The sequence below is a fragment of the Thermoanaerobaculia bacterium genome (assembly GCA_018057705.1).
GTDB lineage: Bacteria > Acidobacteriota > Thermoanaerobaculia > Multivoradales > JAGPDF01 > JAGPDF01.
The window spans coordinates 20,740-35,597 of record JAGPDF010000047.1; the positions used below are offsets into that span (position 1 = coordinate 20,740).

Consider the following 14,858-nt stretch of genomic DNA (forward strand, 5'->3'; position numbering starts at 1 on the left):
AACGGCTAGAAGTAGCCGAGCGCCCGCAGGCTGCGCTCGAGCTCGGCGTCGATCTCCACGTCGATCTCCGACTCCGATGCCGGCGCGCTGCCGCCGTGGCGCGCCAGCGCGGCCGCGAGCCTGCCTTCGAGCCACAGGGCGCGCAGCGGGCGCGGCAGCCCGGGATCGAGCAGGTTCGTGCGTTCGTCCGGATCGCTCGTCAACCGGAAGAGCTCCCGGTCGGGAAGTGTGCGCTGCGCGGCGGACGCGGCTTCCGACTTCGCCGCCCAGCCGGCGGTCGCGCGGTCGCCGCCGAAGACGATCGACTTCCATCCCCCCGCGACCGTCGAGGTCGACTCCGCCCCCGGCCGCGCGAGCCAGGCAAAGGAGGTCTGCCCGTCCTGCGCCCCGCCGGCGACCGGGCGATCCGCTCGATCCGGACGCTCCGCGACCAGCAGGCGGCGCACATCGCGTCCCGGCAGGTCGGGTGCCGCCGGGGCTCCGGCGAGGGCGAGGAAGGTCGGCACGATGTCGATCTGATCGACCGGTGTGACGAGGCTGCGTCCCTCGGCCCCGCTCCGTTGGCCCTCCGGCAGACGGAGGATGAACGGGATGCGCAACATCTCCTCGTAGAGCGTGAAGCCGTGCTTCCAGCCGCCATGATCCAGGAACTCCTCGCCGTGGTCCGAGGTCAGCAGGACTGCGGTCGAGGGCGCGAGGTCGCGGCGCTCCAGCTCGTCGAGGAGGTCGCCGAAGGCGGCGTCGTTCTGCGCGATCTCGGCATCGTAGAGAGCGCGCGCGGCGGCGGCGCGGCTCTCCGCCGCTGCGCCGACGAGCGCCGCGAGCGCGTCGGAGCCCGCGCAGCAGGCCGACTCGACCTCGACCTCCGGCGCCAGCCGGCGGCGAAACTCCTCCCGCGGCCGGTAGGGATCGTGCGGATCGAGGGTGTGCACGACGAGGAGAAAAGGCTTCGCCGCCGGCCGCTGCCCGCGCGCCTCGAGCCAGGCGAAGACCTCGCGATTCATCTCTGCGGCGTCGAAATGCTGGTGCTTCCTCCCTTTGCGGTGGGCGAGATAGCGGAAGGTGTCCCAGCCCTGGGCGAAGCCGAAGCGCGCCACGATGTTGGCGTTGGTCGTGAAGAGCGCCGTTTCGTAGCCGGCCGTCTGCAGGCGCTCGGCGAGCGTGTCGACGCTCTCGGGGATGCGCTGCGAGCGCAGCTCGGCCCCGTGCGCGGGCGGAAAGAGGCCGGTGAGGATCGTGGCCACCGCCGGTTTGGTCCACGAGCTCTGGGCGCGGGCGTGGGAGAAGAGGAGCGCGTCGGCAGCGAAGCGGTCGATGCGCGGCGAGGTCGGGCGCGGGTAGCCGTAACAGCCGAGATGGTCGGCGCGCAGCGTGTCGATGAGATAGACGATGAGATTCGGGCGCGGCTCCGCGCTGGCCGCGGCCGCTTCGGTCGCTTCTGGCGTTGCGACCGTCGCGCCGGGTTCGCCCGCGCCGCCGGTTGTCGGCACGGCGGAGCGCAGGCGCGGCTGTTCGAGGCGCAGACCGCTCACCCGGACGACGCCGTCCGCCCCGGGCGCGCGCAGGGCGAAGCGGACGAGCGCCGGCTCTGCCGACGCGGCGACGAGCTCGATCCGGCCGGCGCCGCCCGGCGAAACCACCTTCCGGACGACGTCTCGACTCTCCTCTTCGACCGTGAGCGCGAGCTGCGTGCTGCCGCTCGCCGCGACCGCATCCCAGGCGATCCGCGCACCGGGAGCGAGATCGAATGCGCCATCGACAGCCGAGCCCGCGGGCAGGGTGAGGGTCCCGCCGGCGGCGTCGATCCCCGGGAGCTCGGTGGTTTGCTGGGTCTGGGGGTCTTGCCGGTCCCGGCGGTCGCCGGCGCCGCTGAAGCGCACGCCGTCCCAGGCGACCGCCCAGGGCGCCTCCTCGCGCCCCGTGTTGAAGCGCGCATAGCGCAGCTCGAGGAGGTTCTCCCCGGCGCGCAGCCGGGCCGCCGGCAACGAGAAGCGCAGCGTCGTCGGGTCCGGACCGATCTCCTGCTCGCCGGCCGTAGCGCCGTTCGCCCGCAGCTCGACGCGCTGGCTGGGACCTCCCGCGAACGGAAAGGACCAGCCGCGCAGCCGCAGCTCGAGATCGCGCGCCTCGACGAGCTCGAAGGAGAGCCGCGAGCGAGCTCCCGCCCCCCAGATGAAGCTCGTCGCGCCGCTCCTCTCGGGTGCGGCCCAGCCCTCGCGCAGATGCGCGCCTGCCGCGGGCTCGCCGATGTCGATGGCGCGCGTTTCCGCCGACAGCCGAAGCGCGGGCCCGAACGCCGCCAGATCGAGGCGCTCGTAATCGTCCGCACCCGTCGGCGCTTCTCCCGCCGGGGACGAAGGCGGACGGCAGCCGGACGTTCCCCCGGCGGCAACCAGCAGCGTGAGCAGTGCGGTGAACTTCAGCAAGCGGCTTCGAGGATGTCGATCCTGTCGGGCGAGTTCGGGACGACGCAGAGAAACTCGAACGGCGCCTCGAGAACGGTGTAGGAGTGCGGCATGCCGGCCGGGATGTAGAGGGTGTTGCCGGCCGCGACCTCGTGGACCGTGTCGCCGACCGTCATCCGCGCCCGGCCGGCGAGGACGTACTGCTCGTGCTCGACCAGATTGGTGTGCAGCGGCATACCTCCGCCTTCGCCCATGATGAAGCGCCGCAGCGCGAAGTTGGGCGCGCCGTCGCCGGGGCCGACCAGCACCTGCACCTCGGTCGCCTTGCCGGCGGCCACGACCTTCTTCTCGACCTCTTCGGCCCGTTTCACCGCGGCCGTCGGCAGCTCTGCGCTCATCCCGTTCTCCCCGGCTCGGACCTCAGCTTCGTGGAGGAGAATCGTACGCGATCCTGTCCCGCGGAACACGAGCACGGCGCCCGGACCGCACTGCCCGGACCGCTCCGGCGAGCGCCACGAGCGCAGCCAGCAGGCCCGCCGCGAAGCCGGCCTTCGCACCGGAAGCGCCGACGAGGCCGCGGACCGAACCGAAAATGGCCAGCCCGGCTGCCGTGCCGGCGACGTAGGCGGCGCGCTCCCAGGCGGGGCCCAGTCCAGCGATACGAGGCCAGCGCTCGCCCTCCGCGGCGGCGAGCACCGGCGGCGACGACGTCACAATCCCGCGCAGGCGATCCCAATCCCAGGCGAGGAGCGCGGCGGCGGCAAAGAGCATCGGGCCGGTGACCAACGGCGTGCCCCGGAAGTCGAGCGCCACCGTGATGACGAAGATGTTCAGCGCCACCGGAAAGAAGACGATCGCCCCGAGGGTTGCGGCGCGCGGCACCAGCATGAGGAGCCCGGCCACGACCTGCGTCGCGCCGAGGAACTGCCAGTAGCCGCCGGTCTGGTACATCGCCTCGAAGAAGGCGCCGACCGGACTCTCGACCGAAATCTGGGTGAAGCGGTGGCCCATGAACTTCACCCAGCCGGTCGGGATGAAGGCCATGGCGAAGAGACAGCGCGTCGCGAGGACCACCCGGTAGAGCAGCGGACTCGCCCGCGCCCGGGCATGCAGTCGGTCGAGAAAGGCGATCGCAGGGTTCATCGATGGCACCGCAATCTTCTACGCCTGTCCCTGGCGATTGTTACCGCTTCGCGGGAGCGACGGGTCGCGGGCCCGCGACAGCCAGCGCGATGCTGGAGAGGACCAGCAGGCCCGAGAGCACCAGCCGGGCGCCGAGCTCTTCGGAAAGCAGCAGCACTCCGCCCAGAGCCGTGAGCACCGGGACGCCGAGCTGCACCAGCCCGGCCGAGAGCGGCCTGAGCCCGGGCAGCGCCGCGTACCAGATCGCGTAGCCGACTCCCGAGGTGAGCGCACCTGAGAACACGGCGAGGGCGATACCCCCCAGGCTCGCGTGCGGGGAAGATGTCGTCCACCCCACTAGCGGCAGTGCGAGCATGGCGAGGAGCATGGCGAGCGCGAGCGGTGTCGCGCGCGCGAAGTTTCCGGCGGTGACCGCCAGCGGCGCCGCTCGTTCGTTTCGCCCGCGCAGACTGTAGATCCCCCAGGCGACGCCAGCTGCAGCCATGCCGAGCGCCGCGAGCGGCGGCGCACGCTCTCCTGCCGCGGAAGCCGCGACGCCTGGCAGAGTGAGCCAGCCGAGTCCGGCGAGCGCGAGCGCCAGGCCAGCGCCGTCGTAGCGGGTGAGGCGATGCCCGGAGAGCAGGCCGCCGACGAGCATCGTAATCTGCACGAAGCCGAAGAGGATCAACGCCCCGACGCCGGCGGAGAGCTCGACGTAGGCGAGCGAGAAGGCGATGGCGTAGGCGAAGAGCGCCGCAGCCGAGGCCCAGCCGCCGGCGAGGCGGGGGGCGCCGGGCCGCAACGGCCGCGCGAACAGCAGGAGCCCGAGGACCACCGCGCCGCTCGTGAGCCGCACCGCGGTGAAGCTCGCCGGATCGATCGCCTGCGAACGCAGCGCCGCCCGGCACAGCCAGGAGTTGCCGGCGAAGGCGACCAGCGCGCCGCCGGTCAGGACAGCCGTGCGAAAGGGGCTCGCCGTTCTACTCCTCGCCCATCAACTGGAGGTCCAGAAGGTCCTTGGGTCGGCCGGTGGCGCGCTTGTTGCGAATCATCGCGGCGCGGCCGATGAACGGCAGGTCGAGTCCGGAGTGCGACACGATCGCGTGTTCGAGCCAGGCTTCCTCGAATGAGATGCCGGTCAACTCGGTCGCGAGATCGATGCGATAGGGCGGCATTCCCATCTGAAAGACGACGCCGGGGGTCCGCAAGTCCTCTTCGGTCAGGTCGAAAAGGGGAGCGCCGAAATCCCCCAGGGCCGCAAAGACCCGCGCGGCGTTGTCGGGTGTCGGCTCGACGAAGAGATCGAAATCTCCGGTCGCGCGCGGTTGGGCCCAGTAGCCGAGCGCATGGGCGCCGACGACCAGGAACCTGACCTCACGGGCGCAGAACGCGCGCAACAGATCGAGGGCGTCCGGCGGGATCGGGAGGGAGCTTGCCGACGATGCCATAAGCCTCCTGGCTCATTTGGAAAACGCGGAGGAAGCGATCGACCGGTGCGATTCGGGACCAGAACTCGGCGTCGCGGCCCGCGTCGTCGGCCTCCCTGTGCGTCGTCTTGCGAACCGGAATCGAACGCGGGTCCATCGAAGAATTCTACGCTCAGGGCCGGTGGGAGGCGAGTCGTCGTCCGATGCCATCGAGCCCGGGTTCCGCCCGCCGGATCGCCCCTTGCGGCCCACTCGAGAAGCGCCCTCCTCGAGTCGAGATATCGTTCGCGCGCACCCGGCATTCAAGAGTCGAACCCGAGAACGACCGCGAGGAGTCTCGTATGTCTGACGAGAAGAAGCGCCCCCCGACGGATGAGCGCCGCGCCGGCAGCGACCGGCGGCGGGAGGAACGGCGAAAGAAGGTGGTCCCGGTCGCGGTCGAGCGTCGCAAAGGCGGCGATCGGCGAGACGACGGGGACCGTCGCGGCCGCTGAGGAACCGGAGGGCCGACGGGGTCAGTCCTCGACTTTGAGCACCGCCAGGAAGGCCTCTTGCGGGATCTCGACGTTGCCGACCGATTTCATCCGCTTCTTGCCCTCTTTCTGCTTCTCGAGGAGCTTTCTCTTGCGGCTGATGTCGCCGCCGTAGCACTTGGCGAGAACGTCCTTGCGCAGCGCCTTGACGGTCGATCGCGCGACGATCTTCGAGCCGATCGCCGCCTGCAGGATGACCTCGAAGAGTTGGCGCGGGATGAGCTCCTTCATCTTGTCCACCAGGGCCTTCCCCTTGGGGTGCGCCTTCTGGCGGTGCACCATGATCGACAAGGCATCCACCGGCTCGCTGTTGATCAACACGTCGAGCTTGACGACGTCGCCCTCGCGGTAGTCGGAGAGCTCGTAGTCGAACGAGGCGTAGCCGCGGGACACCGACTTCAGCTTGTCGTAGAAGTCGTGGATGACCTCGGCGAGCGGGAAGTCGTATTCGATCAGGACGCGATCCGACGAGACGTACTGGAGGCTCCTCTGGATGCCGCGCCGGTCCTGCGACAGCGCGAGGATCCCGCCGACGTACTCGTCGCGGGTGACCATCGTCGCCTTGATGTAGGGCTCCTCGATCGACTCGACGCGCGACAGATCCGGCAGCTGCGCCGGGCTCGAGATCTCGATCTGGGTGCCGTTCGAGATGTTGACGCGGTAGCGCACGCCCGGCGCCGTCGTGATGAGAGCCAGATTGAACTCGCGCTCGAGGCGCTCCTGGATGATCTCCATGTGCAGCAGCCCCAGGAAGCCACAGCGGAAACCGAAACCCAGCGCCGTCGAGCTCTCGGGCTCGAAGGTGAACGAGGCGTCGTTCAGACGGAGCTTGTCGACCGCGTCCCGCAGGTCTTCGTAGTCCTCGGAGACCACCGGGAAGAGGCCGGCGAACACCATCGGCTTCACTTCCATGAAGCCGGGACAGGGGTCGAGCGTCGGGCGGTCGGGGTGGGTGACGGTGTCGCCGATCTTCGCCTGGATCAGGTCGCGGATGTTGGCGTAGACGTAACCGACCTCACCGACCGACAGCTCCTGCACCTCGCGCGGCTTCGGGTGGTAGGTGCCGAGCTCCTCGACCGTGTAGACCCTTCCGGCGGCGACGAACTTGATCTTGTCGCCGCGCTTCAGTGTGCCGTCGATGACCCGGATGAAACAGGCGACGCCGCGATAGGTGTCGTACCAGGAGTCGAAGAGCAGCGCCTTCAACGGCGCTTCCGGATCGCCGACCGGCGGCGGAATGTCGCTCACGATGCGCTCGAGGAGCTCGTCGATGCCGATGCCGGTCTTGGCCGAGGTGAGCACCGCGTTCGAGGCGTCGATGCCGATGACCTGCTCGACCTGCTCCTTGGCGCGATCGATGTCCGCCGACGGCAGGTCGATCTTGTTGATCACCGGCAGAAGCTCGAGTCCGCCGTTGACGGCGAGGTAGGCGTTGGCCAGCGTCTGCGCTTCGACCCCCTGCGCCGCGTCGACGATGAGCAGCGCCCCCTCGCAGGCGGCGAGCGAGCGCGACACCTCGTAGGAGAAGTCGACGTGCCCGGGGGTGTCGATCAGGTTGAAGACGTAGGTCTCGCCGTCCTTCGCCCGGTAGTCGAGTCGAACGGCGCGCGCCTTGATGGTGATGCCGCGTTCGCGCTCGAGGTCCATGTCGTCCAGGAGCTGGGCGTGCATCTCGCGCTGCGTCACCGCGCCGGTACGCTCGAGGATGCGATCGGCGAGTGTCGACTTGCCGTGATCGATGTGCGCGATGATCGAGAAGTTGCGGATGTGGGAGGCCGGAGGCATAGGTGTGGGACCGACAGCGGGGGCTCGCGAGCGGCGCCGCCGGGCAGGAGAGCTTATCAGGTCAGCCCCGGGGGACCGGTCTCGGCTAAACTTGGCGCATGAGCTTTGGATCGGCCGCGAATCCCGCCATCGGATCCACTGGCGGCTCCGCTGGAGGCTCCCGCGCGGGCTCCGGTTCCCCCACGGTCCCGGCGCTCCACTGCCGGGGTCTGGTCAAGCGCTACGGCGACCTCGTCGCCGTCGACGGGCTCGACCTCGAAGTGGCGGCGGGCGAGTGTTTCGGCCTGCTCGGCCCGAACGGCGCCGGCAAGACCACGACGGTCGAGCTCTTCGAGGGCCTGCTCTCTCCCGACGGCGGCACGCTCGAAGTGCTGGGCCTGCGCTGGAAGGGGGACGGCCAGAGGCTGCGGGCGCGGCTCGGCGTGCAGCTGCAGGAGACGCGCTTCCCGGAGAAGCTCCGGGTGACCGAGCTGGTCGAGCTCTTCCGCAGCTTCTACCGCGACGGTCTCCCTCCCGCGGCGGCGCTCGCCCTCGTCGGCCTCGAGGAGAAGCGGCGGGCGTTCGTGCGCGAGCTCTCCGGCGGCCAGAAGCAGCGCCTGTCGCTCGCCTGCGCGCTGGTCGGCGATCCGGAGGTGCTCTTCCTCGACGAGCCGACCACGGGACTCGACCCGGCCTCACGCCGCCAGATCTGGGAGATCGTCGAGCGGTTGAAGGAGCGCGGCCGGACGGTTCTCCTCACCACCCACTACATGGAGGAGGCGGCGCGCCTCTGCGACCGCGTCGCCATCATCGACCGCGGACGGATCCTGGCGGAGGGCGCCCCGGCCGTGCTGGTCGCCTCGCTCGGCGCCGAGCACGTCATCGAGGTCGAGACCGAATCCGAGATCCCGGAGGCGGCTCTCGCGGGTCTGCCCGGCGTCGAAGCGATCCGGCGCGACGGTACGACGGTCCGTCTCACGGTACGCGAGGTCCACCGGGCGGTACCGCCGCTGCTCGCGCGGCTGGCCGAGCGCCACATCGAAGCGCGCCGCCTCGCCACCCATCACGCGACCCTCGAGGACCTCTTCATCGCCCTCACGGGGCGGACCCTGGAAGGCGGCTCGGCGGTGGTCGCCTCCGGCGACGCCGCGGGGAGCGCTGCATGAGCACCTGGCGCGCCCGTGGGCCGCTCTCTTCCCCGCTCGTCCAGCTCACCCTGGCGCGTCTGCGCGAATTCCTGCGCGAACCCGAGGCGATCTTCTGGGTCTTTCTCTTTCCGGTCCTGCTGGCGATTGCCCTCGGTGTCGCCTTCCGCAACCGCCCGCCCGAACCGCTGCCGGTGGGCATCGAGGAGAATCCCGTCGCCGAGGCGCGGCTCGCGGCGCTCGCCGCCTCCGGGACACTCGCACCCCAGATCCTGACGCGGCCCGAAGCGGAGCATGCGCTCGCCACCGGTCGGCTCGCGCTCGTGGTGCTCGGCACCGATCCGCCCACCTACTGGTTCGACCCGACGCGGCCCGACAGCCGCCTGGCCCGACTCGAGGTCGATCAGGCGCTCGAACGCGCCGCCGGCAGAACCGATCGCTTCGAGCCCCAGGTGCTCGAGATGACCGAGCGCGGCGCGCGCTACATCGACTTCCTGGTGCCGGGCCTCCTCGGCATGAACCTCATGGGCACAGGCATGTGGGCGATCGGCTTCTCGCTCGTCCAGCAGCGTGCCGGAAAACTCCTGAAGCTCTTCATCGCCTCGCCGATGCGGCGCTGGCATCTGCTCGCGGCGCAGGTGCTGGCGCGGCTGGTCTTCCTGGCGCTCGAGGTGGCGATACTGCTCGGCTTCGCGGTCGTGGCGCTCGACGTCCCGATGCGCGGCTCGGTGGCCGCCGTGGCCGTGGTCTGCGTTCTCGGCGCGCTGTCGTTCGTCGGCCTCGGGCTCCTCGTGGCGGCGCGTCCACGGACCATCGAAGGTGTTTCGGGCCTGATGAACTTCGTCATGTTCCCGATGTGGATCTTCTCCGGCGTCTTCTTCTCGAACGAGCGCTTTCCGGCGGCTCTGCAGCCGTTCATCCAGGCGCTGCCGCTCACTGCGCTGAACGACGGTCTGCGCGCCGTCATGCTCGAGGGCGCTTCGCTCGTCTCGCAGGCGCCCGAGCTCGCGATTCTCGCCGGCTGGGGCCTGATCGGCTTCGCCGGCGCGCTCAAGCTCTTCCGCTGGAGCTGAACCCCTTCCGCGTCGGCTCGCAGGCCCTTCGCGTGCGGCGACACGGGAAGAGGCCAACCGTGAAACCAACGCAAGGTGCCGCCGCACAGGTGTGGCACGACGAGTGCAGCGGCCCCTCTGTGCACGGGCGCGAGCCGCGTCTGCGCCCGGTAACCGGAGGACGACCCCATGTCCGCGCACCCGTTCGATTTCATGCATCAGCCCCTCCCCTTGCGGCTTCGTCGCCTCCAGCAGTTCCGCACGGACAACTTCGCGCAGACGCTGGTCGAAGGTTTCGCGCTGCCCCTCGCCCACCCGTCGCCCTCTGCGCGCGAGCGCAGCGACGCCACGGAGCGCCTCCTCCATGCGCGACGTCGCGATCTCGCCACGAAGCCCGTCTGACCTGCTGCGCACGCGGTGGCGCGCCGCGCTGCGGGGCTAGCTGCGCGGTCGGCGCAAGGCGAAGCGGGAGGGCCGCCGGCTGCGCGCCCGGTCGGTCGAGATCGACGGTTCGCGGCCCGCAGTCACGGCGCGCGCGCCTTTGTACATGAAGGCCGAGATCATGGCGGAGAAGAGGATGATCGCGACCTGCGTGAGCCGCATGTAGGTGGTGGGGATGTCCAACAGAAAATCGATGAGGATCCCGGCGATGAGCCCGGCCAGCGCTCCCATGAACAGGTAGGTCTTGACGCCCATAGTTCGTCTCTCCACATGCGCCTGCGTCCCGCGTGGGTCCCTCCCTACCGCAACCGGCATGCCACGAAGATCGGGGTCGCAGGCGAGTCCCGGCCGCGCCGTCGAGGCCGTCCGGGGAGAAGAAGCGTGGCGCTTTCTTCAAAAAGCGAAGCGTTGCCCCCTTGCGGGGGGCTCCGGAGCCGCTTTCGTCAGCTCGGCCGCCTGGCATGCGCCGTGCTCCTTGCGTCAGGCGTCCTTCGCCGCTCTCGCGGTCGAAGCGCTTCCAAGGAGAGAACCATCATGAAGACTTCCACGACCGTAACCGGGGGTATGGCCCTCGCCGCTCTGCTCTTCGCGGGCTGTGCGAACGAGCCGAAGCGCGCCGAGCGCGACTCCGACAAGACGACCCCCACGGTGACCGAGACCGAACGCCCGGGTTCGGCGGCCAAGAGCGACATCACGCCGGTCACCGCTGCCGCGCGCATCTCCGACCTCAAGATCGGCACCGTCCTCGACGCCGAGGGCAAGGTGGCGGAGAACCAGGACAACGTCCACGCCGGTGAAGTGGTTCATGCATCCCTCGCCGTGGGCGATGTCGGCGCCGGCTCCAGGATCAAGGCGGTGTGGCTCGGCCCGGAAGGCGTGCGCATCTCCGACGAAACCAAGGACGTCGCCACCGGCATGGCCTTCCTCGTCTTCCATGCACCGAGCACCCAGGGTTGGGCGCTCGGCGACTACAAGGTGGAGATCTATCTCGGCGACGAGTTGGCCTCGAGCGAGGGTTTCGACATCGTTGCCCCCCGGCCGGGCGCCTGAGGCTCGAAGCGTCGACTGAGCAGGACCTCCGGGCGAGGCGCTCGCCGGGAGACAAACGGCGCCGGAGTTTCTCCGGCGCCGTTTTTTCGTCTTCCCCATCACCCGTCGTGAGCGCGTGTCCGGCACCGCGACCACGGCTGGCGATGGGCCTTCAGGCGCGATCGCGCAACCGTTCCTCGCCCTTTTGTTCCGCGCAGTGCGAGCAGCAGTACATGACGCCATCGGCCTCCAGGCCGTGGCCGATGATCCTGCAGGTGCAATGCGCGCAGGTCGGGGCCAGCAGCTGGATGGCGCACTCGAAGCTGTCGAAAACGTACCGGTTGTCGTCGAGCACAACCACGAACGCCTTGTCGTAAACGTTGCCGCAGAGACTGCACGGCTGCTTATCGGTGTTGGCCATGGCTCGGATCCCCCGGTCGCTCAGAAAGCCCAGCGCACGCCGACGTTGACGCCGAAGCCGTCGATGTCGAAGCTGGGCGAGTTGTCCACGTCGATATCGTCGATGTCGCCCAGATCTTCCGGGTCGACCTCGACCTCGGCGCTCGCCTGACGCCAGATTCCCTCGAAGAAGAACTCGGCTCCGGCGCCGTCGCCGACGGTCGCGCCGGCGGCGAGGTAGTAGCCGAGCTGGTCCTGGATCTCACCGAAGTCGCTGTCGATCAGGAAGTAGCTGCCACCGCCCCCGAGGTAGGGGCGAAAGGTCGAACCCGGCGCGAAGCTGAAGCGCAGGCCGGCTTCGATCGGCATGGCCTGGATGCCAAGCTCCTGGAAAACGGTCTCTTCGCTCTCGAAGATGTTGTCGAACGGATCGTCGCTCAACTGCTCGAAGTAGGTGGCGCGCAGCTCGAAGGCGAGCGTTTCGTTGAACGGCAGACCGAGGATGACGCCGGCACCGGCCGTGTCGCCGGCGACATCGGTGTCCCAGTAGCTGCCCATCAGCGAAAAGTCCGCGGCGGCGAGCGGCGCGGTGGCGAGAATCGCCGTGCAAAGCGCGGCGATCGGATACGTGCGAAGTTTCATGTCGTTCTCCTTGGGAAGGGCCGGGAAAGGGCATCCCGGCGGTGGTTCCTGGAGATCCCCAAGGCAAGAGGAGTGCCAGCGCGCAAGGCGCCGCAAATGGTCTGCGGACGGGGCTTCGCGGCCGTGCGGCGCGGACCGGGTCGCCCTTTTGTACACAGTTCCGGGCGCGCCCGGGCCAGCAGAGACGCTACGGCGCTACTTCGGCGGCGGCGGGGAAGGGGCCGCCTGTCGCTGCCGGTTGGCGGCACGCAGGTTGATCTCCGCAGCCTGCGCTACGGCGTCGGCGAGCGGGGGCAGACCCCATTCGGCACGCTCCGCATCGGTCACCGCAGGGTCGACAGCGTAGACCTTCCACTTGCCGCCCTCCTCGACGAACTGCGTGCCGTACTTCTGCGGCCTGCCGGCGAGCATCTCGCCGCGGTCGACCGCCGTTGCGACCAGCGGGCGGGCGGCCAGCAGATCCGGATCCCGGGCGAGGGCCTGGCGCCCCAATTCAGCGGCGAGCGCGACCTCCGCCGGGCGTTCGCTCTCGACCAGAAGCGCGGCGGCGTGAAACGCATCCTCGGGCTGGCGTACGCGTCCCTGACTCACCAGCCCCGCGGCCTCCTCCCGCCGCGCCAGGCTGCGCTCGACCCAGGCGGCGGTCGGCGCGACGGCGCCGGCGTCCCGTGCTCCGGTCGCGGGCAGCTCGCGGGCGACGGTGTCGCGCTCCCCCTGGAGCTCGAGATAGAGGCGCAGGAGATCGGGATCGAGCGCCTTCTGGTGCATCTGTTGCCGCTCCTCGAGGAGCGTGATGAAGCGCATCCATCGCGCGTCGGCGCGCAGCGTCTCGAGACGCGGGTCGGCGAGCGCCCGCTCGAGGTCGACGAAGCCGTTGTCCAGCGCCAGCGCCAACGCCTCGTAGCCGCCGTCGAGGTCGTTGCGCACGGCGGCGCAGCAGGCCGCGCCGTAGGAGGCCCGCGCCGCGAGCCCGGCACGCGGGGCGGCGCCGGCCGCCTGGGTGAAGGCGATCTGACACTCCTTGAATTTGCCGGCGGCGAACAGGTCGACCGCTTCGCGGAAGCGCGGCGGCAGCTCCTCCGCGCCGAGCATCGCCGGGGCGAGCGCCCTGCCGGCGAGCATCAGGCCGAGCGCGATCGTGGCCCTGCGGCGGTCGAACCCGGGCAGCAGCCCCTCTCTCTTGCGCATCGGTTGTCTCCTCATTCCGTCCCGATCTTAGACCGACCGCCCCGCAGGCGCTGTCGCGCGACGCGCGGCGCTCTCTTCCGGGGATTCCCGTGGAGCGGCTGGGATCGCGGTGCTCGGAGGATCGGCGGCGTTGGCGCTGGCGGCGCGGGCCGGCAACCCGAGCAGGGCGGCGACCGCCGCCTCGGCCCGACGCGCGAGCGCACCGCGCTCCTCGCGCTCGAAGCCGGCCACCGGAATCGGCTCGCCGAAGCGCACTTCGACACGGCCCGGACGCACTTTGAAGCCACCGCGCGGCAGGATCCTGCCCGCTCCGACGATTCCCACCGGAACGACGTCGACGGCGCGCGCCGGCGAGTCGAGCACTGCCGCGAAGCCGCCGGTCTTGAAGCGACCGAGCTCGCCCGGCGCCGACCGTGTCCCTTCGGGAAAGGAGACCAGGCTGGCGCCTGCGGCGAGCAGCTCGCCGGCCGCGCTGACACTCGAGAGCGCCTTGCGGCGCGCGCTGCGATCGACGAAGACCATGCCCATCGCGGAGATGTACCAGCCGAGAAACGGCACCCGCGCGAGCTCCTGCTTGGCGATGAAATGGAGCGGCGCCGGCACGGCGGCAAAGAGCACCGGGATGTCGAGCCAGGATTGATGGTTGGCGACGAAAAAGCAGGGGCGCCGCAGGTCGAGGCGTTCGCGACCGACGATCCGCAGGCGCGACAGACCGATGGCGACGATGCCGGGCGCCCAGACATGGCGCGCCAGCCAGAGCGCCGGCCCGCGCCGCCGGCCGACCGAAGCCACGATCAGGGCGACGCTGATCCAGAACGCGGACCAGAGCCAGGTCGCCAGGAGCTGCAGCGCATTGACCGGCAGCCAGAGGAGGTCGATGATGGGTCTCGGCTTCATGCACCGAGCGGCAGCCGGCTCGCCGCCTCCGCGAGCAAGGGGTCGTCGAGCTCGCCTCTTGCCTGCCGCGCGACGGCGGCGAAAGCGATCATCGCCGCGTTGTCCCCCGAATAGACGAGAGGCACGAGGCGTAGCGTCACCGCGCGCTCCGCTGCCCATTCCGGGAGTCTTCGGCGCAGCAGCCGGTTCGCCGCCGCCCCGCCCGAGACCGCGAGGTCCGTGAACGGCTCCCGGCGATGCAGCCGGGTGAGCCGGTCGAGGACCTGGCGCACGGCGGACTCCCGGAAACCGGCGGCGAGGTCGAGGAACGGTTGGGCAATCGCCTCCAGGGCAGCGTCGGGCTGCTCGGACAGAAGCGCCAGCGGCGGCATGCGCAGCCCCCTCGCTTCGAGCTTTTCGAGCGCGCTCACCGCCTGAGTCTTCAAGCCCGAGTAGGAGAAGAACAGCTCCTCCGTGCCGACGAGCCGGGCGACCGGAGCCGCCGCGGCGTCACCCCGCTCGGCGAGCCGGTCGAGCAGCGGCCCCTGCGGATAAGGCAGGCCTAAGCGCTTGCCGAATTTGTCGAACGCCTCGCCGAAGGCGTCGTCCCGGGTCTCGGCGACGAGGGTGATCGAACGCTCGTCGACGGAGGCCGCCGACCTCGCCGCCCCCGGGGCTCCCGCCGGACGAACGCGATAGAGGCTCGTATGCCCGCCGGAAACGACCAGCCCCACGAAGCGCTCGGGGAAGGGCGCCGCCGGTGTGCCGTCGGTCGTGAGCCAGGGCGAGTAGAGGTGCCCTTCGAGGTGGTGCACGGCGAGAAACGGCAGGCCGC

The 14,858-nt window shown here is 70.2% G+C and carries 16 protein-coding genes; 4 read left to right on the forward strand and 12 right to left on the reverse strand.

From position 1 onward, the window contains the following. Positions 1-5: 5 nt before the first annotated feature. The 6 genes from KBI44_14250 to lepA all read right to left on the reverse strand — a co-directional run bounded on the left by KBI44_14250 (position 6) and on the right by lepA (position 7,272). Positions 6-2,426, reverse strand: a complete 2,421-nt coding sequence (locus KBI44_14250) for a sulfatase (GenBank protein ID MBP9145644.1) — start codon at positions 2,424-2,426, stop codon at positions 6-8. Continuing rightward, complete coding sequence (locus KBI44_14255) at positions 2,420-2,803, reverse strand: cupin domain-containing protein (GenBank protein MBP9145645.1); 384 nt, start codon at positions 2,801-2,803, stop codon at positions 2,420-2,422. Before KBI44_14255 ends, KBI44_14250 begins: the two co-directional genes overlap by 7 nt. 22 nt (positions 2,804-2,825) lie before the next feature. Further along, on the reverse strand, positions 2,826-3,548 hold the full coding sequence (locus KBI44_14260; GenBank protein MBP9145646.1) for a DoxX family membrane protein: 723 nt from the start codon (positions 3,546-3,548) through the stop codon (positions 2,826-2,828). 40 nt (positions 3,549-3,588) lie between these two features. Continuing rightward, the gene (locus KBI44_14265; GenBank protein ID MBP9145647.1) at positions 3,589-4,479 is read right to left on the reverse strand and encodes an EamA family transporter; all 891 of its coding nucleotides are present in this window, start codon (positions 4,477-4,479) and stop codon (positions 3,589-3,591) included. Between the two features lie 28 nt (positions 4,480-4,507). Continuing rightward, positions 4,508-4,924, reverse strand: coding sequence for a hypothetical protein (locus KBI44_14270; protein MBP9145648.1), 417 nt, complete (start codon positions 4,922-4,924; stop codon positions 4,508-4,510). Between the two features lie 545 nt (positions 4,925-5,469). Then, a complete protein-coding gene (gene lepA, locus KBI44_14275; protein MBP9145649.1) occupies positions 5,470-7,272 on the reverse strand; it encodes a translation elongation factor 4 in 1,803 nt (600 codons plus the stop codon). A gap of 98 nt (positions 7,273-7,370) precedes the next feature. Between lepA and KBI44_14280 the strand changes: the two genes are divergently transcribed. The 3 genes from KBI44_14280 to KBI44_14290 all read left to right on the forward strand — a co-directional run bounded on the left by KBI44_14280 (position 7,371) and on the right by KBI44_14290 (position 9,850). Beyond that, complete coding sequence (locus tag KBI44_14280; GenBank protein MBP9145650.1) at positions 7,371-8,417, forward strand: ABC transporter ATP-binding protein; 1,047 nt, start codon at positions 7,371-7,373, stop codon at positions 8,415-8,417. Beyond that, on the forward strand, positions 8,414-9,469 hold the full coding sequence (locus tag KBI44_14285; protein MBP9145651.1) for an ABC transporter permease: 1,056 nt from the start codon (positions 8,414-8,416) through the stop codon (positions 9,467-9,469). Before KBI44_14280 ends, KBI44_14285 begins: the two co-directional genes overlap by 4 nt. A gap of 168 nt (positions 9,470-9,637) precedes the next feature. Beyond that, the gene (locus KBI44_14290; GenBank protein MBP9145652.1) at positions 9,638-9,850 is read left to right on the forward strand and encodes a hypothetical protein; all 213 of its coding nucleotides are present in this window, start codon (positions 9,638-9,640) and stop codon (positions 9,848-9,850) included. 36 nt (positions 9,851-9,886) lie between these two features. On the opposite strand, the gene KBI44_14295 is transcribed toward KBI44_14290, so the two are convergent. Beyond that, positions 9,887-10,144, reverse strand: a complete 258-nt coding sequence (locus tag KBI44_14295; GenBank protein ID MBP9145653.1) for a hypothetical protein — start codon at positions 10,142-10,144, stop codon at positions 9,887-9,889. Positions 10,145-10,423: 279 nt separating this feature from the next. Here KBI44_14295 and KBI44_14300 point away from each other — a divergent pair, with 279 nt between their 5' ends. Further along, positions 10,424-10,939, forward strand: coding sequence for a hypothetical protein (locus tag KBI44_14300; GenBank protein ID MBP9145654.1), 516 nt, complete (start codon positions 10,424-10,426; stop codon positions 10,937-10,939). Positions 10,940-11,090: 151 nt separating this feature from the next. Here the strand turns inward: KBI44_14300 and KBI44_14305 are convergent, their stop codons facing one another. The 5 genes from KBI44_14305 to KBI44_14325 form a co-directional block, all read right to left on the reverse strand. Next, entirely contained in the window at positions 11,091-11,339 is a 249-nt protein-coding gene (locus KBI44_14305) for a hypothetical protein (protein MBP9145655.1), read from the reverse strand. 20 nt (positions 11,340-11,359) lie between these two features. Continuing rightward, positions 11,360-11,959: an outer membrane beta-barrel protein gene (locus KBI44_14310; protein MBP9145656.1), complete on the reverse strand. Its 600-nt coding sequence runs from the start codon at positions 11,957-11,959 to the stop codon at positions 11,360-11,362. A 195-nt stretch (positions 11,960-12,154) separates the two neighbouring features. Further along, positions 12,155-13,147, reverse strand: coding sequence for a hypothetical protein (locus KBI44_14315; GenBank protein MBP9145657.1), 993 nt, complete (start codon positions 13,145-13,147; stop codon positions 12,155-12,157). A gap of 27 nt (positions 13,148-13,174) precedes the next feature. Then, positions 13,175-14,044 (reverse strand): 1-acyl-sn-glycerol-3-phosphate acyltransferase, encoded by an 870-nt coding sequence (locus tag KBI44_14320; GenBank protein ID MBP9145658.1) that lies wholly within the window; start codon positions 14,042-14,044, stop codon positions 13,175-13,177. Further along, on the reverse strand, positions 14,041-14,858 hold an 818-nt coding region (locus tag KBI44_14325; protein MBP9145659.1), incomplete at its 5' end, for a hypothetical protein. The genes KBI44_14325 and KBI44_14320, both read right to left, overlap by 4 nt.

Excerpts from the sequence above, each read along its gene's own strand:
- KBI44_14255 (MBP9145645.1), bottom strand. The coding sequence starts at position 2,803 with ATGAGCGCAGAGCTGCCGACGGCCGCGGTGAAACGGGCCGAAGAGGTC.
- KBI44_14260 (MBP9145646.1), bottom strand. The coding sequence starts at position 3,548 with ATGAACCCTGCGATCGCCTTTCTCGACCGACTGCATGCCCGGGCGCGG.
- lepA (MBP9145649.1), bottom strand. The coding sequence starts at position 7,272 with ATGCCTCCGGCCTCCCACATCCGCAACTTCTCGATCATCGCGCACATC.
- KBI44_14280 (MBP9145650.1), top strand. The coding sequence starts at position 7,371 with ATGAGCTTTGGATCGGCCGCGAATCCCGCCATCGGATCCACTGGCGGC.
- KBI44_14285 (MBP9145651.1), top strand. The coding sequence starts at position 8,414 with ATGAGCACCTGGCGCGCCCGTGGGCCGCTCTCTTCCCCGCTCGTCCAG.
- KBI44_14290 (MBP9145652.1), top strand. The coding sequence starts at position 9,638 with ATGTCCGCGCACCCGTTCGATTTCATGCATCAGCCCCTCCCCTTGCGG.
- KBI44_14295 (MBP9145653.1), bottom strand. The coding sequence starts at position 10,144 with ATGGGCGTCAAGACCTACCTGTTCATGGGAGCGCTGGCCGGGCTCATC.
- KBI44_14300 (MBP9145654.1), top strand. The coding sequence starts at position 10,424 with ATGAAGACTTCCACGACCGTAACCGGGGGTATGGCCCTCGCCGCTCTG.
- KBI44_14305 (MBP9145655.1), bottom strand. The coding sequence starts at position 11,339 with ATGGCCAACACCGATAAGCAGCCGTGCAGTCTCTGCGGCAACGTTTAC.
- KBI44_14310 (MBP9145656.1), bottom strand. The coding sequence starts at position 11,959 with ATGAAACTTCGCACGTATCCGATCGCCGCGCTTTGCACGGCGATTCTC.
- KBI44_14315 (MBP9145657.1), bottom strand. The coding sequence starts at position 13,147 with ATGCGCAAGAGAGAGGGGCTGCTGCCCGGGTTCGACCGCCGCAGGGCC.
- KBI44_14320 (MBP9145658.1), bottom strand. The coding sequence starts at position 14,044 with ATGAAGCCGAGACCCATCATCGACCTCCTCTGGCTGCCGGTCAATGCG.